The sequence below is a fragment of the Rhizobium sp. KDH_Rht_773_N genome (assembly GCF_052946295.1).
On the sequence record NZ_JBRFNB010000002.1, the window covers coordinates 1,329,797 to 1,349,245 of the forward strand.

Annotated in this window: 15 protein-coding genes; 5 read left to right on the plus strand and 10 right to left on the minus strand. The window is 59.9% G+C overall.

All coding sequences use genetic code 11. The features are described from left to right. Positions 1-294: 294 nt before the first annotated feature. From ACU8HS_RS28015 to ACU8HS_RS28025, 3 genes are all read left to right on the plus strand, one after another. Positions 295-2,484, plus strand: a complete 2,190-nt coding sequence (locus ACU8HS_RS28015) for a DUF1217 domain-containing protein (protein WP_112570067.1) — start codon at positions 295-297, stop codon at positions 2,482-2,484. 14 nt (positions 2,485-2,498) lie between these two features. After that, on the plus strand, positions 2,499-2,795 hold the full coding sequence (locus ACU8HS_RS28020; protein ID WP_447016171.1) for a hypothetical protein: 297 nt from the start codon (positions 2,499-2,501) through the stop codon (positions 2,793-2,795). A 450-nt stretch (positions 2,796-3,245) separates the two neighbouring features. Further along, a complete protein-coding gene (locus tag ACU8HS_RS28025; RefSeq protein WP_112570063.1) occupies positions 3,246-4,157 on the plus strand; it encodes a flagellin N-terminal helical domain-containing protein in 912 nt (303 codons plus the stop codon). A gap of 131 nt (positions 4,158-4,288) precedes the next feature. On the opposite strand, the gene ACU8HS_RS28030 is transcribed toward ACU8HS_RS28025, so the two are convergent. Next, positions 4,289-5,464 carry an adenylate/guanylate cyclase domain-containing protein gene (locus ACU8HS_RS28030; RefSeq protein ID WP_113413387.1) on the minus strand — a complete coding sequence of 392 codons (1,176 nt, stop codon included), beginning with the start codon at positions 5,462-5,464 and terminating at the stop codon, positions 4,289-4,291. Between the two features lie 252 nt (positions 5,465-5,716). Here ACU8HS_RS28030 and ACU8HS_RS28035 point away from each other — a divergent pair, with 252 nt between their 5' ends. Beyond that, positions 5,717-5,914, plus strand: a complete 198-nt coding sequence (locus ACU8HS_RS28035; protein ID WP_112570059.1) for a hypothetical protein — start codon at positions 5,717-5,719, stop codon at positions 5,912-5,914. Between the two features lie 57 nt (positions 5,915-5,971). Here ACU8HS_RS28035 and ACU8HS_RS28040 read toward each other — a convergent pair whose 3' ends face one another. The 8 genes from ACU8HS_RS28040 to ACU8HS_RS28075 all read right to left on the minus strand — a co-directional run bounded on the left by ACU8HS_RS28040 (position 5,972) and on the right by ACU8HS_RS28075 (position 15,389). Next, entirely contained in the window at positions 5,972-7,807 is a 1,836-nt protein-coding gene (locus ACU8HS_RS28040; protein WP_112753699.1) for an ABC transporter ATP-binding protein, read from the minus strand. A gap of 33 nt (positions 7,808-7,840) precedes the next feature. Then, entirely contained in the window at positions 7,841-9,037 is a 1,197-nt protein-coding gene (locus tag ACU8HS_RS28045; RefSeq protein WP_112753701.1) for an aminotransferase class V-fold PLP-dependent enzyme, read from the minus strand. Positions 9,038-9,088: 51 nt separating this feature from the next. Continuing rightward, positions 9,089-9,604 (minus strand): RidA family protein, encoded by a 516-nt coding sequence (locus ACU8HS_RS28050; RefSeq protein ID WP_112570053.1) that lies wholly within the window; start codon positions 9,602-9,604, stop codon positions 9,089-9,091. Positions 9,605-9,632: 28 nt separating this feature from the next. Then, positions 9,633-10,841: an amidohydrolase/deacetylase family metallohydrolase gene (locus tag ACU8HS_RS28055; RefSeq protein WP_112570051.1), complete on the minus strand. Its 1,209-nt coding sequence runs from the start codon at positions 10,839-10,841 to the stop codon at positions 9,633-9,635. Beyond that, positions 10,842-11,711, minus strand: a complete 870-nt coding sequence (locus ACU8HS_RS28060; RefSeq protein WP_112570049.1) for an ABC transporter permease — start codon at positions 11,709-11,711, stop codon at positions 10,842-10,844. Next, positions 11,711-12,652, minus strand: a complete 942-nt coding sequence (locus ACU8HS_RS28065) for an ABC transporter permease (protein ID WP_162702915.1) — start codon at positions 12,650-12,652, stop codon at positions 11,711-11,713. Before ACU8HS_RS28065 ends, ACU8HS_RS28060 begins: the two co-directional genes overlap by 1 nt. 80 nt (positions 12,653-12,732) lie before the next feature. Continuing rightward, positions 12,733-14,259 (minus strand): ABC transporter substrate-binding protein, encoded by a 1,527-nt coding sequence (locus ACU8HS_RS28070; RefSeq protein WP_112704139.1) that lies wholly within the window; start codon positions 14,257-14,259, stop codon positions 12,733-12,735. 215 nt (positions 14,260-14,474) lie between these two features. After that, positions 14,475-15,389: a DMT family transporter gene (locus ACU8HS_RS28075; RefSeq protein ID WP_112753703.1), complete on the minus strand. Its 915-nt coding sequence runs from the start codon at positions 15,387-15,389 to the stop codon at positions 14,475-14,477. 296 nt (positions 15,390-15,685) lie between these two features. On the opposite strand from ACU8HS_RS28075, the gene ACU8HS_RS28080 reads away from it, so the two are divergent. Beyond that, complete coding sequence (locus tag ACU8HS_RS28080; RefSeq protein WP_112753705.1) at positions 15,686-16,888, plus strand: ROK family transcriptional regulator; 1,203 nt, start codon at positions 15,686-15,688, stop codon at positions 16,886-16,888. A 31-nt stretch (positions 16,889-16,919) separates the two neighbouring features. Here the strand turns inward: ACU8HS_RS28080 and ACU8HS_RS28085 are convergent, their stop codons facing one another. Next, positions 16,920-18,941 (minus strand): beta-N-acetylhexosaminidase, encoded by a 2,022-nt coding sequence (locus tag ACU8HS_RS28085; RefSeq protein ID WP_447016172.1) that lies wholly within the window; start codon positions 18,939-18,941, stop codon positions 16,920-16,922. Positions 18,942-19,449 lie beyond the last annotated feature (508 nt).

Genomic DNA, 19,449 nt, shown 5'->3' on the forward strand with positions numbered 1-19,449 from the left:
ATATGAAAAATTGCGATCGCAGAATTTTTTTTGCGTTAACGCTCTCATCACAAAAGCGCCCGCAACCCTTCCCCGAACAAGAATGCGCGCAGTTTTCGGGCTTGCGTTAACGAGAAATTAATTTATAGAACTTATTAGTTCCCAAAATATGGTGAACGAGCGCCGCTGTTAGGCGCACTGAATCCGCCATGATTGGCGTCCCTGAAACGTATTGAACTTTGCTCGATAGATACGATCGAACCGATCTCAAGGTCGTTTTCGAAGTGGCTATCTGCGTCCAGAAGGGAAGCAAGAATGGTTTCGACCTATGTCAGCTATCTGACCGTAGCACGCGATATGAATGCCAGCCTGAGTGCAATCGCATCCAAGGCCACGGTTGCCAGCGACACCCAATATTACAAGGACAACATCAACAAAGTCACCACAGTCGATGAGTTCATGGGGGACTATCGGCTCTACTCGTACGCGATGAAGGCCTACGGCCTCGAGGACATGACCTACGCCAAGGCCTTCATGAAGAAGGTCCTGGAAAGCGACCTCTCCGACTCGTCGAGCTTCGCCAACAAACTCAGCGACAGCCGCTACGCCGACTTCGCTGCTGCATTCAAATTTTCCGGCGAAACGAAAGAAGCGCAGTCGACGGCCCAGGAAACCAATCTCCTGGACGCTTATCAGGCCTCCTTCGATGACGAACAGGACAATATCAGCGCTGAAACCAGCTACTACCAAGGCGCGATTTCTGACGTTACCTCCGTGGACGATCTCCTCGGCAATACACGCCTGAAGAACTATGTTCTGACCTCGTTCGGCCTCAGCACCGATTACACATCGACGAGTTTCCTGCGTGACGTCCTGACGAGCGACCTCAGCGATCCCGCCAGCTTCGCCAACCAGCTTGGCGATGCGACCTATCTCGATCTTGCCAAGGCGTTCAATTTCAACACCGACGGCAGCGTCAAGGCTGGCGGTGTCCAATCTGACGACCAGGCCTCCCTGGTTACGAACGGCTACACCGTCGCTTCGGCAACATTTGCCTCGAGCACAACCGGCTCCGCCTATTCGACGTATTTCTCTGCAGAGATCGCCAATGTGTCTTCCGTCGACGATCTGATGCAGAATGCCAAACTCGTTTCCTACATCCGCACCGCCTACGGCATATCTGAGGACGATCCGGACAATTACATTTCCGCAGCACTGAAAAACGCCGACGTTGCCGACGCGATCGGTCTTGGCGACCTGCATGACGCGTTCAATTTCAACGAGGACGGCAGTCTCTCCGACGTAAGCGCTCAGACAGCCGACCAGACGGCGGCCACGTCGGCAAGCTTTGCCACCAACTACCAGTCGGCTATCGCCAATTTCAGCACGGACGACGCGATCGCCAACTACAAGACGCGCATGGCATCCGTTACCTCCATCAACGATTTCCTGACGTCCAATACAGCTGACGACGACAGCACCAATGACGAGGAGCCGGAGCTTTGGGAGATGGCATTGCGCTCCTTCGGCATCGATCCGGCAAGCGTTTCCAAAAGCGAACTGCGCAGCATTCTCTCGAGCGACCCGGATGATCCGAAGAGCTATGTCAACGGCCTGAAGGACGACCGCTTCGTCGCTTTCCGCGAGGCCTTCAATTTCGACAAGGACGGCAAGGCGAGCGTACCGCTGCAGGCCATGTCGGAATCGGTGATCGATGATTTTGCTGCCGCATACAAGCAGAACAAGATCCGCTATCTCACCGGAACCGCGCAGACCGATGCGGGCAAGGCTGCGGATACGGAAGCCACCTATTTCCGCGAGCAGATGGGAAGCATCAAGACGGTTTCCGATCTCCTGTCGAACGACCGGCTTGTGAACTTCGTCCTTGAAGCCAAGGGCATCGACCCCAAGGACGTTAAGGCGGCAGACCTGAAGAAGATGTTCGCCTCCGATCTCGACGACAAGAAGAGTTTCGTCAATCAGCAATCCGACAACCGTTTTGCGGAAATCGTCGCATCCTTCAATTTCGACAGTGACGGCAATATCTCCAAGGATCCGACGGGCTCGGTCCAGCAGCGCGGCGATGTTCTCCAGACGGTCAACGACTATCTGCAGCAGACCCTTGAAAGCGACGAGGGCGACGAGAATACCGGTGTGCGCCTGGCGCTCTACTTCCAGCGCAAGGCGCCGACGATCTCCAACGCCTATGATATTCTCGGCGATTCCGCGCTCATGGAGTTCTTCACCACGACCTTCAACCTGTCGAGCTACGTCTCCAGCATGGACGTCGACAAGCAGGCGGACATGGTCAACCAATATATCGACCTCAAGGACCTCTCGGATCCGGACAAGGTTGAATCGCTTATCAAGCGCTTCACCGCGATGTATGATGTCAAGAACGGCACGCAAGGCACCTCCCCGGCGCTGTCCATTCTCAGCAACTCCTCATCGGGCGGCATCAGTGCCGACACGCTTCTGGCCGTTGCCCAGCTGAAGACGGCCTGACCACCATGGACGCGATGTTTTCTCATGACTACCTTCCTGTCATCGAATGCCAGGAAGAGCTGGCCTACAAGCTCGCATGTTCGCTGATCGACATGCTGCCCTTCGTCGGGGAACCCCGTTATCCGGCACAGGCGCGTGCATGGCCTCGCCGTGGCGTCTTTGACGCAAGCGGCACGGCAATCGAAGATGTTCCTCCGGAGATCGAAAAGTTCTGCGACAGGATCGCCGCAAATCTGCTCGCTCACTCGGCCTTCGACATCTGGATCGAAGCAATCGGCGCCATCAAGCCGTATCTCAGACTGCATTCGTAGCGGGCTGATCTGTTTCCGCCCCGGCTGATCTCTGCCGGGCCGATACAATATCCGCAATCTGACGTGAAAAGGGGGCGAGCCAATCGCTCCCTTTTTGTCGTTCCTTTGCCCGGCATGTCTCTTGAATAACCGGCGTCAGGCGGCTCGGGTGTCAACGCTACCATCGCAACAGGCGATGATCTCCAGGCGCCCTTTCTCTGAAAGCGATCAACTCCTGGTGAAGATTCAGTGAACCGCTGAATACCGCCAGCGCGTTAATAATTAAGGTACCATTAGGTACTATAAATCATCCCGACGCCGAGAAGTCATGCCGCGGCAGCTTCCCGACTTCCTCCTGCCCGTGATGAATCGGTCCCGACCTGTCGGGACGATAGGCATGAAGCCGCTCAGCACGATCCGGCCGTTTCCGGAATGTCGAACTCAAACCTAGTTTAGACGGGCGATTTCACGATGACGAGCATCAATACCAACAATTCTGCAATGGCAGCCCTGCAGACACTGCGCACGATCAGCAGCAACATGCAGCAGACTCAAAACGCCGTATCGACGGGCTATCGCGTCGACAAGGCGTCGGACAATGCGGCCTATTGGTCGATTGCCACCACAATGCGATCCGACAATAAGGCACTTTCGGCCGTGTCCGACGCACTCGGCCTCGGTGCCGCAAAGGTCGATACCGCCTATACCGCCATGGACAGCGCGATCGACGTGGTTGACCAGATCAAATCCAAGCTCGTGGCAGCGACGGAAGAAGGCGTCGACAAGACGAAGGTCCAGGAGGAAATTTCGCAGCTCCAGGATCAGCTGCTCAGCGTTGCCCAGTCCGCCTCCTTCTCCGGCGAAAACTGGGTTGCCGGTGCTGACGGCACCAAGAGCGTCGTATCCTCCTTCGTCCGCGACGGCTCGGGCAATGTTTCGGTCAAGATGACCGATTATGTTCTGGACACGAGTTCCAACGGCAACGTCCTCTTCGGCATGACAACCAGCGGAACGATCGACACGTCGACGGGCATTCTCGGAACGGCCGATGCAAACGGCAATTCGGTCTTCTCGCTGGATATCACCAATTTCACCACCGGCCAGATCCAGTCCGCGCTTTCGACCGTCGAATCGGCACTCTCGGCCATGACGTCCGCCGGCGCTCAGCTGGGCTCGATTTCCACGCGCATCGGCAATCAGGAAACCTTCGTAAGCGCGCTCTCCGACTCAATCGATTCCGGTGTGGGCCGCCTCGTGGATGCCAACATGGAAGAGGAATCGAGCAGGCTGACGGCGTTGCAGACACAGCAGCAGCTGGCCATCCAGTCGCTATCGATCGCCAATTCCTCCTCGCAGAATATTCTGTCGCTCTTCCGCGGCTGATAATCGAGCAACCAGGATATTGAACAGGCGCCCCCAACGGGTGCGCGATAGAAAGAACAGGCAAGCCCGGTCGCAATGGCTGGGCTTTGACCTTGCTGAACTGCGGCCTCGGCCGGACCGCACCTCAGATATCAATCTGGCCAGGCATATATGGCGGCTGGACGAGCGACGCCTTTCAGCGGAAAAGTGCCCGCTTCCTCGAAACGGCCTGGCGCCTGTGAAACGAAATCGGCTGATGCCAGCAGGCTGCGGCCAACGACATCGGCGAGTTTCTCCATGCGCGCCGCTTCGTTAACCGCCCTGCCGATGGCCGTGAAGTCCAGGCGACGGGCCGCGCCGACATTTCCATAAAAGACCTCGCCGACGTGAAGAACGATGTCGACCAGCAATTCCGGCTCGCCCCTTTCCGCTCGCCGGCGATTGACCTCGGCATTGGCATCCATCGCAGTTCGCGCTGCCGAAAGCGCGCGCGAGCATGCCTCGGCCGGCCTGTCGATATCGGCAGGGAAGATGGCAAGCAGGCTGTCGCCCATGAACTTCAGGATCTCGCCGCCTTCTTGCTCGACCGGAGCGCCGATCGCCTCGAAATGCTCGTTGAGCCAGGCAACGATGCGGTCAGGCGCGTGTCTTTCGTTGAGCGACGTGAAGTTCTTGAGATCGGCCAGAAGGATCGCGGCGTAGATCGCGGTGCCGTCGCCGCGCCTTATGTGACCGCTCAGGATGCGGCCGCTGCTTCCGGCACCGGTATAGACTGCGAGCACATCGGTGGCGACGCGCGTGGTGGCGATCCGGCAACAGGTAAGGGTAAGGGCTGGCATCAGCTCCCGCAGTCCCGCGATCTGATGATCGGAAAAGCCCTCGGGCTGATCGACGGCCATGGAAAAGCTGACGCCTGCAAGCGCGGTGTCGCCAGGAAATCGCGCAAGTTTCATGAGGTAATCCGTGGCCCCGAGCTCGGCCAGCTCGGTCAGCAGCGGAATCGGCGGCGCGCCCGGTCCGGGCGGCAATTTCCAGCGGGCGTAATCGAGATCGTTCGTCAGGAGATAAGCAACGGGCGAGCGCTGGAACAGCTCTTGGCCCGCTGCGTCATGTCCTTGAATTTCAGTCAAAAAACCTGACGACCGGTACCATGCGACTGAAGACCCGCGTTGCAGGGGGTCGATCGACGGCATGGCAATCGAGGCACGAACAATCGAATATCCGATGTCCGTCAGCCGTTCTGCCACACCCTGCAGAACAGTCTCGATCGTATCGGTTGATAGTCCTTCGGCAATAATCCAGTCGATCAGTTCCTGCAAATGTGGCATGATATGTTCCCTTGGCCTCGGGGATGTGTGGAGGTCTGTCGTTCTATCGCAATTTCGTCAACCGTCCATCGGCCGCGTCATTCACGGACATGGGGCAGGAACGCAACGAAAAGACTTAGTGCTCGCGTCGCCGGCAGCAAAACGCATGGAACAAAATCAACGCATGCGCGTAATTCGTCTCTGGGACGCGAAGAACCTGTTATCGCCCTAACAAGAAGCACAACCAGATCGAGGAAGGAAAGGAACGTGTCAATGACCTCACGGAATGCTCGCGTTGTGCCGCATGACGATCACGTGGTCACGGCCAAGGAGGCCTTGGAGGGGCTTTATCTGAGGCTTGAAATGGAGGCGGAGGTCCGGCTTGTTGCCGCTGCCTTGCGCGCCGGCTGGACAGCGAACGAAGCGCTCGACGCGATCGATCAGCTACGAGCCGACGATATCAGGCATTAGGATTTTCCAAACCAGCTCCATGATGTAGCAGGGGGAGCCGCCGTTCCCGGGCCGAGGTCAGATCGCCACCAGGTGCCCCGGCGATACCTCCCGGTACTCAAGCGGCTTGATCTTGTAGTCGACGGGCCGGATGGGGCTCTTGATCTCGTCATTGGCGACTGACCGCTTTTCACGACGGCGATCGGGGTCCGGAACCGGGACGGCCGACATCAGCTTTTTGGTATAGTCGTGCTGCGGGTTGCCGAAGACGGCCGCGCGCGGGCCGATTTCGACGATTTCGCCGAGATACATGACCGCGACACGATGGCTGACACGCTCGACGACGGCCATGTCGTGGGAGATGAACAGGAAGGCGAGGTTGAGGCTTTGCTGCAGGTCCAGCATCAGATTGATGACCTGCGCCTTGATCGAAACGTCGAGCGCCGAAACGCTCTCATCCGCCACAATAACCTTCGGTTCCAACGCAAGCGCACGCGCAATGCAGATGCGCTGGCGCTGTCCGCCAGAAAATTCATGCGGGAAGCGCGAGGCCATGTCGGGCGTCAGGCCGACCTTGACGAGGAGGTCCGCGACGCGCTCCTTTGCCTGCCTTGTCGTTCCCATCCTGTGTTCGAGATAAGGCTCGGCAATGGCGTCGCCGACGCGAATGCGCGGATTGAGGCTGGCAAATGGATCCTGGAAGATCATCTGCACGGTCTTGCGCATCTCACGCATGCCCGTCCTGTCGAGCGCCAGCACATCCTTGCCGTCGGCGATCACGGAACCGCTCTGCGCCTCTATCAATCGCATGATTGCGCGCCCGGTCGTCGATTTACCGCATCCGGACTCGCCGACGAGCGATAGCGTCTCACCGGCATGGAGATCGAAGGAGACGTTCTCGACCGCGTGGACGCGGCCGGTCAACTTGCCGAACAGGCCGGAGTGAATATCGAAGCGCTTGGTGAGGTTCTTCACTTCCAGCACCGGGCGGGCTGCGGCGGCGACCGTATCGGCCGTCTGGACCGGCGCGATCGATTCACCCGTTGCCGTATTGACGACAGGAAAGCGCAATGGCCGCTCGTAGCCCTGCATGGAGCCGAGCACCGGTACTGCCGACAGCAGCGCCCGGGTATAGGGATGTTTGCCGCGATGGAAGATATCGGCGGTCGCTCCCGTTTCCACCTGCTCACCGCGATACATGACGACAGTGCGGTCGGCAATCTCGGCCACCACGCCCATGTCATGGGTAATGAACAGGACCGAGGTGCCCTCCTCTTCCTGCAGCATCTTGATCAGATCCAGGATCTGGCCCTGGATCGTCACGTCGAGCGCCGTCGTCGGTTCGTCGGCGATCAGCAGCTTCGGCCGCGAGGCAAGCGCCATGGCGATCATCACGCGCTGGCGCATGCCGCCGGAGAAGCGGTGCGGATATTCATCGAAGCGCGAGGCTGCCGAGGGGATGCGCACTTTTTCGAGCAGCCGGATCGTCTCCGCACGTGCCTCGGCCTTCGACATGGACCGATGGCAAAGCAGGGCCTCCGAAATCTGGTCGCCGATGGTGAAGAGCGGATTGAGGCTCGTCATCGGCTCCTGAAAGATCATTGCGACATCGTTGCCGCGCACCTTGCGCATCTGATCTTCCGGCAAAGCCAGAAGATCGCGCCCGCCAAGCATGATCCTGCCTTCGATACGGCTCGAATCCGCCTGCAGAAGGCGCATGATCGACAGCGAGGTTACGCTCTTGCCGGAACCGCTCTCGCCGACGATGGCAACCGTCTCGCCCGGTGCGACATCGAAGGAGACGTTGCGAACGACCGGCCTCCAGGCACCATCGACCAGAAAGGATGTCGTCAGATTCTGGACGGAGAGAACGGGCTCTGCCGTTGCGATGGATTGTGCCGGGATGCTTGCCATGATCGCTTCCTCAATTTACGCCGGGTTTTCCGATCAGTCCGGCCACTTCAGCACGCCTTCGAAACGGCGCTTGCTGCGGTTTTCGATCGGCGTTGCGATGATCTCGTTGGAGGCGCGCGCCTTGTCGAGTTCTTCCGCGAGGCGGCTCGCGACGATCTTTTCCTGACCCGGATGCAGGTTGCAGGGGTCGAGATAGAAGTAATGGTGCTCGACTTCATGGTCGCGCACGATGATCGGCGGAGAACCGCGTCCGAGCGCATCGGCGAGATCCCAGGCCGTGATATGCGCCTCCTCGGCATCGACGATCAGGCGCAGGCGGTCGAGCGGGTTGTTGGTCGGGTCCGGTTCGATCAGCGCGGTCACGCCGGGGCGGCCGTCGAGCGTCTGCTTCCAAAGATTGAGGTAGCTGGTCTCACGCTCGCGAATGCCGGCATGGTCGCGCTTTTCCCAGGCCTCCAGTGCCGCCATGACGCCGAAGATACTCTCCTTGCCGACCTTCATGCCGCGGCCGATACCCATATTCTGCAGGAAGGCGTTGCGCACCAGTTCCTTTCTGCCGGCAACGATGCCCGAGGTCGGGCCGCCCAGGAACTTGTGGCCGGAATAGAGCGCCACATCGGCCCCCTGCTCCAGGAAGATGCGCAGATCATATTCCGAGGCTGCATCGACGATAACGGGAACGCCCCTCGCATGGGCGATTTCGACGAATTCCCTGAGGTTGAGCAGGCCGTAATCGACGACGTGATGCGAGACGACATAGACGGCGGCGGCCGTCTTTTCGGTAATCGCATGCTCCATATGGAAGCGATGCGTGGAGGTCGCCTGACCGATCAGCACGACCTTGCCGCCGGCGAGGCGGATCGCCTGATCGACCGGCGCGCCGTAGCTGACGACGTGGCCCATCTGGACGAGAACTTCATTCTTCTCTGGAACCACATCCGGCAGTTTCTCAATGGCGAGAAGATTATTGCCGGTGATCGTGCCGGCGACAGCGAGCGAAATGCCGGCAGAGCAGGATGCGGTGACGAAGCCCGCCTCGCCGCCGGTCAACCGGGCAATGACCGCGCTCGCCTTGCGCTGGAGGTCGTTGATCTCCACGAATTGCGGCAGGATCGACGACATGGCAGCGATGGCCTCGGGAACGACGATCGATGCGCCGAGGCTGGTCATCGTGCCGGAAACGTTGATGACCGGACGAAGGCCGATCGATGTGCGGATGTCCTCAGACATGGGTATCTCCAATTTCAATCTGTTGCGCCGGAACAGTCACAGGCATCCTCATCAATCCCTGAGCGCGACGATAGCCTCGATTTCGACGGTGATGTTGCCTGGCAGCGATCCGAAGCCGACGGCCGAGCGGGCATGTTGGCCGACCTCCTCGCCGAAGACCTCGATGAAGAGATCCGAGCAGCCGTTGATGACGGCCGGGTGATCTGCGAAATGGGGCACTGCATTGACCATGCCAAGCAGCTTGACGACGCGTTTGACGCGCGAAAGATCGCCAAGCGCCTCATGCATGACGGACAGCAGATTGATGCCGGTCAGTTTCGCATGGCCGTAAGCAGCCTCGACGCCGATCTCGGCCCCGACCTTGCCGACATGCATGAAGCCGTCCGCTTCACGAGGTCCCTGCCCCGACAGGTAGAGCATGTTGCCCTCCTGCACATGGGTGACGAAATTGGCGATCGGCGGCGGCGGAGCCGGAAGCTTGATGCCGAGAGCGGCAAGCCGCTCGTAGGGCGACGTGCCGATGGTGCCGGCGGTGGCGGAAGACTGGTTCACGCAAACTCCTGTCATGCGAATTGCTTGTGAATGACCGGAACGATCACCGGTAGGAATAACCGTGGCTGTGGCGCACCAGCTTGCGGGCGCGGGGCACATAGCGGCTCGATGTGAAGACCTCGCTGCCGAGCACGGCATAACGCGGCTCGAAAAGCTTGTTCAGCACAGAGACGTCGCCGTTGGAGTCGGTCGCCTCCAGATCGGAATCGACGAGGTCGAAGATCGTAAACTCGGCCTGAGCGCCAACCGTCAGCCGGTTTTCCATCGACAGCTTGATCACCGATGCCGGCGCATGAGTAACGGCATCGATCACCTTGTCGAAGGGCATGCCGACCGAGAGCAGCTTCGACATGGTCGTTGCCAGGTCCCAGACCGGGAAGTTCATCGAATGGCCATGCAGGTCCGTGGAGATCGAGTGGGGCAACAGGCCGCGGGCAATGGCGGCCTCCGCCACCTTGAACGAGAAGGATGCGCCGCCATGGCCGATATCGAGACGGATGCCTTCGGATGCGCAGCGTTCGGCAAGATTGAAGAGGTCTTCGTCTTCCATGATGCTGGAACCGGCCTTGCCGTTGAAGCAGTGTGTGACCACATCGCCGGGGCCGAGGATCTCCAGCACCTCGTCGTAAAGTGCCGGCGGCTCGCCGACATGCACCATCATCGGCACCTTGAGGATCTTGGCGATCTTCTTGCCGAGCTTGACGGGGGTGACACCCCAGGAGCCGGTGATCACGTGGCTGGCGCGCACCTTGATGCCGACGATGTGCTCGCTGTTTTCGGCGTAGCACTCGAGGATACGGTCAAGGTCGATATCCCTGATGTCGCGCAGTTCCGCGACACGATTGCAGGCGACCAGACCAATGGAACCGAGGTTGAGGAAGGCCTTGATGCGCTCCTTCGACGGCTCGATAATATACTCGCGGAAACCGTGGAAATTGGCCTCACCGGCAGAGCCGGCGTCCACCAGCGTCGTCACACCCCGCTCGACGCCGCATTCGGACGGGCGGATCGAGATGTCGGTGCCGCCGTGCCAGATATGTACATGCAGATCGACCCAGCCGGGCGAAACGAAGGCGCCCTTGCCGTCAACGCGCGTCACGTCGTCGGCCACAGCCAGGGACGGGCCGAACTTGGCGATCTTGCCATCGGCATCGACCAGAATGTCGATTGCCCCATCGGGCGTGCCGGCGCCGAAGCCGACAGGCTTTACGCTGGTGAGAAGGAGCGGCTTGCCCGCTGTTTCACCGGTCATCTAAAGGTCCTTTCGAAGTTTGGGATCGAGCATGTCGCGCAGACCGTCACCGACCATCTGGAGCGAAAGCACGGAGAGAATGATGGCGACACCCGGAAACAGCGTCATCCAGTCGGCCTGACCGATATATTGCCGGCCGGCGGCTATCATCGTGCCCCAGGTCGGAATTTCCGGGCTCACGCCGAGACCGAGGAAGGACAGGCCTGCCTCGGCGAGCATGGCGCTCGCAAAGAGGAAAGTCGACTGCACCATGATGGGGGAGAGCAGGTTCCTCAGCACATGCCGCGTCATGATATGGAAAGTCGAGATGCCGAGCGCCTGCGCCGCCTCGACATAGGGCAGTTCGCGAATGACGAGGGTCGAGGCACGCACGATACGGGCAAGACGCGGGGCATAGACGATCGACAGCGCGATGATGACCGTCGTCAGCGACGGGCCGAGGGCAGCGACAAGCGCAATCGCCAATAGGATGTCCGGAAAGGCCATCATCGCATCGATCAGGCGGGCAATCGGCGTATCAAGATTCTTGAAGAAGCCGGCGAGCAGACCGAGCGTGACCCCGATCGCGGCCGACAGCGCCACGACAGCAGCGCCGACGAGCAGCGAGAGGCGACCGGCAAAGATGGTGCGCGACAGCACATCCCGGCCGAACTCGTCGGTGCCGAAGAAGTAGGTGCCGCTCGGCGGTTTCAGGCGGTTGACGATCGAAAGCTTCGACGGCGAATAGGGGGCGACCCAGGGCGCCAGGACCGCCAGCAGCACGAAGACCAGCAGGATCAGCAGGCCGACGGCGACCGTCTTGCGCTTCAGCAGGCGGCGGATGAACTTGCGGCCTTCGTTCTCGGCCGGTTTGATCGCGATATCCGTCATCAGTAGCGCACCCTCGGATCGACGAGCAGATAAAGCATGTCGATCGCAAAATTGATCAGGACATAGAGCGCTGCAATCACCAGAAGCGCACCCTGGATGACCGGATAGTCGCGACGCAGAACCGCCGATACGACGAGATTGCCCACACCCGGAAGACCGAAGACGGTTTCCGTCACCACAGCGCCGGAAATCAGCACCGCGGCGGTGAGGCCGAGGACGGTGAGGATCGGGATCAGCGCATTCTTCAGGGCATGTTTGAGGATCACCCGGCGCTCGACCAGACCCTTGGCGCGGGCGGTGCGGATGTAATCGTCGCCGAGCACGTCGAGCATCGAGGCACGGGTGAAGCGCAGGATAAGCGCCGAGGAGACGATGCCGAGCGCAAAGGCAGGCAGCGTCAGGTGATACATGCGATCGAGAAAAGTCGAGCCCGGTCCGCCATAACCGGAGACCGGAAACAGGCCGAAACGAACCGCAAAGACCTGCATGAGAATGAGGCCGAGCCAGAAGCTCGGAATGCTTGCTGCAAACATCGCCAGCGTGGTTGCCGCCTGATCGATGAAGGAACCGCGGCGATAGGCAGCGTAAATGCCGATCGGCAGTGCGATGATGCCGGCGATGACAAGCGAAAAGATCGTCAGGAAAAAGGTCGGCTCGGCGCGATCGAGCAGTGCTGATGTCACCGGCATGTTGAGGAAGATCGACTGCCCGAGATCACCCTTCAGGAGCTGGCCGATATAATAGAGATATTGCACGCCGATCGATTTATCGAGGCCAAGGCTGGCGCGCAGATCGGCAATGTCCTGCGGCGTCGCATCGGGACCGAGCATGACGGCTGCCGGATCGCCGGGAGTGACGCGCACGATGACGAAGACGATCGTGACGACGAGGAACATCACGACGATCATGCCAAGCAGGCGCTGGAAAATGTAACGTATCATGAAGTCTGTCCCGGTGCCGGCGGGGCACGATGGAAGAAGGATACCGGAGCAGGCGCGCCGGTATCCCGCGATAGAAAGCGTTACTTCTTGATGGACGCGTTCCAGAAGTAAGGCCACGGAGCCGGATCGACACCTTCGAGCTTGGTCGATTCCGCCGACACGGCGTTGAAATCGCCGATCTTCATGTAGGGCACTTCGTCATACATGGCCTTCTGCACATCGGCCCAAAGGGCTACGCGCTTCTGCGGATCGACCTCGGAGGTAAAGGCATCGACGACACTCTTGCGGGTCGGCGTATCCCACCAGCCGGGCGAGCTCGGAGACAAGGACCCGATCAGCGCCGGCTCCGGCAGGAAGGGGCTGTGGCTGATATAGATATCCCAGAGCTTCGGATCGGTACGGCGCTGCGTCAGCGTTGCCCAGTCGACGACCTGCAGATCGACGGCAAAACCGGCGGCCTTGAGATATTCGGCCGCGACCTGCGCCATCTTGTAGTGGAATTCATACTGGCGGCTGGTCAGGATGCGGATCGGCTCGCCATTGTAGCCAGCCTTTTTCGCTGCGGCGGCAGCGCCTTCGGAATCGCCGACATTGTAATTGCCCTCGACACCCGCATTCGTGTTCCAGGCATAGGGCTTGGGATAGATGTCGCCGTCAAGCGCATAGAAATCCGTGCTGCCGAAGGCTGCGGCGAGCATGTCTTCCATGCTCAGAGCCTGGCGGATCGCCTTGCGGATCTCGACATTCTTGGCAAGACCCTCCTTCGTATTGAAGACAAAGACCGGGTAGCCGAAAGGCTTCAGGATGACCGGCTGCGAGGCAGTCGATGCCTTCAGCTTGTCGAAGGATTCGACCGGGATCGAATCGACATAATCGTACTGGCCGGAAACGGCCGCCTCGACGCGGGTGTTCGCGTCCGGAACCGGCACGAAGCGGATTTCGTCGAGATACTGGTGGCGGGCGCCGCCGTAACCGTCGCTTTCGCCGTCGCGAGACTTGTAGCCATCAAAACGGACGAGCTGGATATATTGGTCCGCCTTGCGTTCCTTCAGCATGTAGGGACCGGTACCGATGAATTCCTTCATCGGCTCATCCTGCTTTTCCGAGGGGATGATGATGGCGGCGGAATTGTTGAAGGCGAGCAGCGAAGTCAGCGGCGCATAGGGCTGCTTCAGCGCGATCTTGACAGTTGCCGGATCGACGGCGGTGACGGAATCCACGAAGCCCGCAACCTGCTTGCCGCGCGAAGCGATCTTCATCCAGCGGTTCAGCGAAGCGACGACATCCTCCGAAGTCATGTCGGAATTGTCATGGAACTTGATGCCGGTGCGCAGCTTGATCGTATAGGTCTTACCGTCAGCACTGATTTCCGGCAGGCTTTCAGCCAGAAGCGGCGTGACGTTCCACTTCTTGTCGAAGGTGTAGAGCGTTTCGAAAATGTGCTGCGTGACGATGCCGACAAGGTCGGCGGTCGAGGACATCGGGTCAAGCGTCGGCGGTTCGCCGATCGTCGCGACGTTGATAACGCCACCCTTTTCCTGGGCCAGCAAAGTTGTCGGCAGAGCGACCAGCGCTGTGCCGAGAAGGAATGCGACAAGTGTCTTCATTTCATGCTCCCGGTTTAATGTTCCACAATTATGTTATGTCAATTTTTATAATAGAATAACGACGGAAGTGGTCCTGTCAATCGGGAAAGTGGCTCCATCGGTGGAAATGAAGAGGGGCACACGAAAACGGCCGAGTCGTTCGCCCGGGACGCCGTGTGACCGAAGACTGTCAGAATAGAAGCTGCGCCCGTCAGCGACGGAAAGCCATGTGATCTCTAATGCCCGTCGGGCGGAACGTCGGCTCTGGACGTCGTTTCCACCATATTCTTGCGATGGAAAATGAAGAGGCCTGCGAGAACGATGATGACGGAGCCTGCCAGGATCTGGCTGTCGGGCAGTTCGTCGAAGAAAACGTAGCCAAGCACGATTGCCCACAGGAGCAGGCTGTATTGCAGCGGCGCAAGCAGAGAAGCAGGCGCAAGCTTCAGCGCGCGCGTGATCATCATATGGGCGCTGCCCGCTACGATGCCGAGCGCCAGCATCGCGAGGAAGTCGAGGACGGACATGGCGTGCCAGTGGCCGGCGCCAAGAAGAAGCCCCGTCACGAGGGCGCCAACCGTCTGCCATGTCACAAGCGTGGCATCGCTCGTCTGTCGCAACCGGCGGCCGAGGATCAGCGTCAGCGCAAAGCAAAGGCTGCCGATCAGGCCGAAGATCGATGGCCAGGATAACATGGCGGTCGAAGGTCTTAGCGCAATCACGACGCCCACAAATCCCAGGATGACAGCGAGCCAGCGGCGCCAGCCGATCGTTTCGCCAAGAAAGAAGTGCGAGAGAGCGGCCACATAGATCGGGCCGGCCATATAGAAGGTCATGACGTCTGCGAGCGGAAGGTAGGCGACCGCGGCATAGAAGAAGGCAACATCGCCTGTTGTCAGGATCACCCTGAGGATCTGCAGGGATACACGCTCGACCCGAAACAGCGAGTGAGGTCCCTTTCTGGCAATGATCGGCGCAAGGATCAGAAATGAGCCGAGCGAACGGATCACCAGGACCTGACCGACTGAAAAGCTCGCCACCAGCCATTTGCCCATGGCGTCGTTCAGCGAGAACAGGAAATCGCCGAGAAGCATCAGCAGCACGCCGAAGAGTACCGTGTTTGCCCCGGTGCGGCTGATGCGCAAAATCATGATTCGTTCCAGTCGGTTAGGCCTTCCGCCTGGCATAGAACCTCATCCCGACGCCGTCGATTCCCGCGGATGATTTTCATGGCCGATCTCTGATCGTCGAGAGGCGTTCGATGCCTGTCCGCCGCCGTCAGCGGCAATCGAACTCAGCGACACGGCCGTTAAAGTGATACTTTAAGGACCACAGAGCAACCGGTATCAATTGCCGCCGCGATCACGTTGAAAAGACTACACACTTCTCCCCTTCCCCGCGTGATCTTCTTGTGGCAATGGTGATATTCGAGCTGCATAAAGACACCATGAAAGCGATTTCCGGCACCAATCTCGAGCAGGCCAAGTCACACAACAGGCGTGTCGTGATTGAGGCCATCCGTACCAACGGCCCGCTGTCGCGCGCCGCAATTGCCCGCATGACCGCGCTGACGGCGCAGACAGTCTCCAATATCGTTGAGGAATTGCAGCGTTCGCACCTGCTCGTGCCTGCCAAGGCGCAGAAACTGGCTCGTGGCCAGCCGATTATTCCCTATTCGATCAACCCGCACGGGGCCTATTCGATCGGGCTTGAACTTGGCCCCCGGCGCGCCAGCGGCGTACTGACCGATCTCTCGGGCGCCGTTTGCGCCCGCATTGAACGTCATGTCGAATATCCCGATCCTGAACGGGCGATGTCGGTACTGGGAGCTATCGTGGAGGATCTGCAGCAGGCCTTCGCTTTTGACCGCGATCGGCTGCTCGGTGTCGGTATGGCGCTGCCGGGACGTTATGCGGATGGGGGCGTGACGTCGCTCAGCCCGCAAAACCTGCCTGGCTGGCAGGATTTTCCCGTCGGTTACGAGCTGGAGCGGCGCGTGAAAGTGCCCGTGCTCGTCGAGAACGACGCAACGGCGGCGGCTATCGGCGAGCGCCTGCATGGTGTTGCCCGGGGCTTCGGCAGTTTCGTCTATCTCTTCCTCGCCGGCGGCGGCGGCATTGGCGCCGGCATGTTCCTCGATGGACATCTCTACAAGGGCAGCAGGCACAATGCCGGCGAGATCGGCCATATCATCGTCGAGCCGCACGGCCGGCTCTGCGGCTGCGGCAAGCGTGGCTGCCTCGACCGCTATATCTCCGCAACGGTTGCCTATGAATTCATGGGCATAGAGAATGCGCGGGAACTTTCACCTGAGGATCTCGACACCCATATTGCGATGAACGGCGAAGGTCTCAACGCCTGGCTGGATCAGGCCGTGCAGCCGCTGCGGCAGACCATCGATTTCCTCGAACTCGCTTTCGACCCGCAGACCATCGTGCTTGGCGGCACTATCTCCAGCCTGCTGATGCGCCGGCTTGCCGAGCGACTGGAGCCCCTACACCTACCGATCGATCCGACCGAAGAGAGAAGCGTTCCGCGCGTCATGATCGGCGCAACCGGCAGGGATACCGCCATTCTCGGCGCTGCTGCCCTGCCGATCTTTTCGGAGACCAATCCCCGTTTCGACGTATTGCAAAAGCCGGTCGGTTAGCCCACGCCTCGCTCGAGGCGCAGCCCCCCTGTCAGGATTGCTGCAGACCGTAGAGAAGCGGCATCAGGCCGGCAAGCGCCCTGAAGCGCTCCCAGGATTTGGCGGACGGCTTCGTCCATCCAGTTTCGGCAAGGGCCGACAGGCGGGGGAAAACGAGCCGGTCGAAAACGGCGCGATCGGTCATCGGCTCGGACCAGATGCAGGCCTGAATGCCGCGAAGCTTCTGCTTTTGCGTTTCCGTCCAGCCACCGACCGGGTCGAACCTGTAGATCTTTTCTGCATCCGACGTGCCGGCCCAGCTGGCGCCCGGTTCATCCCAGTCAGGCCGCAGCGCCATGTCCAGATAGTAGACCTGCCCGGGGCAGACGACGATCTCGTATCCACGATTGGCAAGTTCTGCAGCGACTTCGACATTGCGCCAGCTGCAAAGATAACTCTTCGATTTATCGATGACGTCGCCGTGCGCCGCCTCTTCCCAACCGCCGGTAATGCAGCCCCTGGAGGCAAGGAAACGCTGGACCCGCTCAAGGAACTCGGCCTGCAGGACGGCCGCGCCCGATCCATGGATATCATCGGCACCATGCGTATTGGTGATGACGTTCAGGCGCCTGGCATGCGCATCGGCAACCTCGTCACCGGCGAGCGAACGCAGCTTTGCGAGCGCCTCCGGTGAGCCGGACCACGCGCCGAGCGGCACTTCGTCGGCACCGATGTGGATCGTCCTGAAGGGGAAAAGCTCGATGAGTTCCGAAAAGATCGTTTCGATGACTTCATAGGTCTTTTCGCGGGCGGGATTGATGCAATTGTCCGGGAAGCCCTGGACGGAATAGTAGCTGCCGGCCTCCTGCGGATCGCGCAGTTCCGGTATGGCCTGCAGCATGGCGTAGCAATGGCCGGGTATGTCGATCTCCGGCACGATCTCGATGCCGAAACCCTGAGCATAGGCGACAATTTCGCGAATGGCAGCCTTGGTATAGTAGCCGCCGGTACGGGCCGGGCTCGAGCCGAGCAACGGCGGCAGGGCCAGACCATGGCCACGCCATGCGCCGATTTCGGTCAATGCCGGATAGGCATCGATCTCCACGCGCCAGGCCTCGTCGTCCGAGAGGTGCCAGTGGAAGCGGTTGAGCTTGTTCCAGGCAAGCACCGCCATCAGCTTCTTGATTTCCGCCTCACCATAAAACTGACGGGCGACATCGAGATGCAGCCCGCGCCAGCCCATCGACGGCTCATCGACAATCTCGCCCGAGGCCGGAAACTGGAAGGTCCGCGGATGCAGGCGCGCGCCGCGCCAAATCTGCCCGAGCGTCACGAGGCCGTAAAGGAAACCGGTCTGGCTCGCTGCCTCGACGGTGATGGCTGTCCCTTCGAAACTCAGCCGATAGGCTTCAGGGCTATAGCCGGCAGCCTTCTTCAGAGTAACGGTCGCAGCTCCCTCCGCGGCTGTACGGATGATTCCTTCGACGGCGAAGAGATGATCGACCAATGCCTTGAAACGGCCGGCCGCCACCTTTGCATCCGGATCGTCAGCCTGCAGGGCAAAGCCCGCCGGCAACGGTTGACGCGACGCGACGGCGACATGGTTCGGCCAGGGGATAATCGAAACCGGCACCGGCTCGCTCGCGGGCACCGGATAAACCTCCGCACCGCGCTTCAATGGCGCGTTGCTGGCGGAAGAGCGCGTGGGCTCGAGGCCGAGCGAAACGGTGCTGCCATCGGCAAGGGCCAGATAGGCGCTGGTTGCGCCATCCGTCCAGTGACGGAACTGCCAGCTCAGGGCATGGACCGATATCGTCCAGGTTTCGCCCTTGTTGAGAACGAAGCCTTCCGGCGGATAGAACTCGGTGAAATTCGACAGCCTTTTCGAAACCGTCGCCCCCTCGACGCGACCGGCAGGATCGACCCGTCCTGGCCCGCTGACACAGAGCGAGAAGCCGGAAAGCGGCTCGGCGGCCAGGTTCTTGAGCTGCAGAACGTAGGAGAAATCCTTGCCATCGGCTGGAGGGTTCCAGAAAGTCTCGAGCCGCAGGGCCTGATATCGCGGTGTGGACATGATCGTTTCCTTCTATTCGGATTGTCGCTGTGAGGACGGGAGCATGCCGGCATAAATGCCCGGAACGGAATCGGGATGGGCGTGGCGCCGACGGCTTTCTGTCGGGAGGAGGAGCCGACACTGCCGATGATCGTATGCCCGTAGCCCGTCGTCTTCACGGCAGAGCGCAACTCCCTGCCGATGTCGCGCAGGCTTTCATCGACACCGATCGGCCCGAGGAAATCAGGTGCGGTCGCTTCGTGGCAGGAAAGCCGACGAGCGTGCTTTCGCGCGTGGCGATGGCCCATTTTTCTGCATTTCCTGCTTCTCATTGCTGGATTCAATCAAATTGATTTAATCAAGCTAGCGCAGGATTTCCGGCCCGGTCAATCGGGTGGAGACCAAGAATCTCTTGCTTCAACAATGAAGCTTCCCGAAGACGACGCACAAGTTGATTGCCAGCAACACACCACGCCTGAAATAAATCATCATACTTATTGTGCGGCGCGAAAAGCCTGGCGCAAGCGCC

Coding starts and splice junctions, on each gene's coding strand:
- ACU8HS_RS28085 (WP_447016172.1), bottom strand. CDS start 18,941: ATGTCCACACCGCGATATCAGGCCCTGCGGCTCGAGACTTTCTGGAAC.
- ACU8HS_RS28045 (WP_112753701.1), bottom strand. CDS start 9,037: ATGTCTGAGGACATCCGCACATCGATCGGCCTTCGTCCGGTCATCAAC.
- ACU8HS_RS28060 (WP_112570049.1), bottom strand. CDS start 11,711: ATGACGGATATCGCGATCAAACCGGCCGAGAACGAAGGCCGCAAGTTC.
- ACU8HS_RS28065 (WP_162702915.1), bottom strand. CDS start 12,652: ATGATACGTTACATTTTCCAGCGCCTGCTTGGCATGATCGTCGTGATG.
- ACU8HS_RS28020 (WP_447016171.1), top strand. CDS start 2,499: ATGTTTTCTCATGACTACCTTCCTGTCATCGAATGCCAGGAAGAGCTG.
- ACU8HS_RS28035 (WP_112570059.1), top strand. CDS start 5,717: ATGACCTCACGGAATGCTCGCGTTGTGCCGCATGACGATCACGTGGTC.
- ACU8HS_RS28075 (WP_112753703.1), bottom strand. CDS start 15,389: ATGATTTTGCGCATCAGCCGCACCGGGGCAAACACGGTACTCTTCGGC.
- ACU8HS_RS28025 (WP_112570063.1), top strand. CDS start 3,246: ATGACGAGCATCAATACCAACAATTCTGCAATGGCAGCCCTGCAGACA.
- ACU8HS_RS28055 (WP_112570051.1), bottom strand. CDS start 10,841: ATGACCGGTGAAACAGCGGGCAAGCCGCTCCTTCTCACCAGCGTAAAG.
- ACU8HS_RS28015 (WP_112570067.1), top strand. CDS start 295: ATGGTTTCGACCTATGTCAGCTATCTGACCGTAGCACGCGATATGAAT.
- ACU8HS_RS28040 (WP_112753699.1), bottom strand. CDS start 7,807: ATGGCAAGCATCCCGGCACAATCCATCGCAACGGCAGAGCCCGTTCTC.
- ACU8HS_RS28030 (WP_113413387.1), bottom strand. CDS start 5,464: ATGCCACATTTGCAGGAACTGATCGACTGGATTATTGCCGAAGGACTA.
- ACU8HS_RS28050 (WP_112570053.1), bottom strand. CDS start 9,604: ATGACAGGAGTTTGCGTGAACCAGTCTTCCGCCACCGCCGGCACCATC.
- ACU8HS_RS28080 (WP_112753705.1), top strand. CDS start 15,686: ATGAAAGCGATTTCCGGCACCAATCTCGAGCAGGCCAAGTCACACAAC.
- ACU8HS_RS28070 (WP_112704139.1), bottom strand. CDS start 14,259: ATGAAGACACTTGTCGCATTCCTTCTCGGCACAGCGCTGGTCGCTCTG.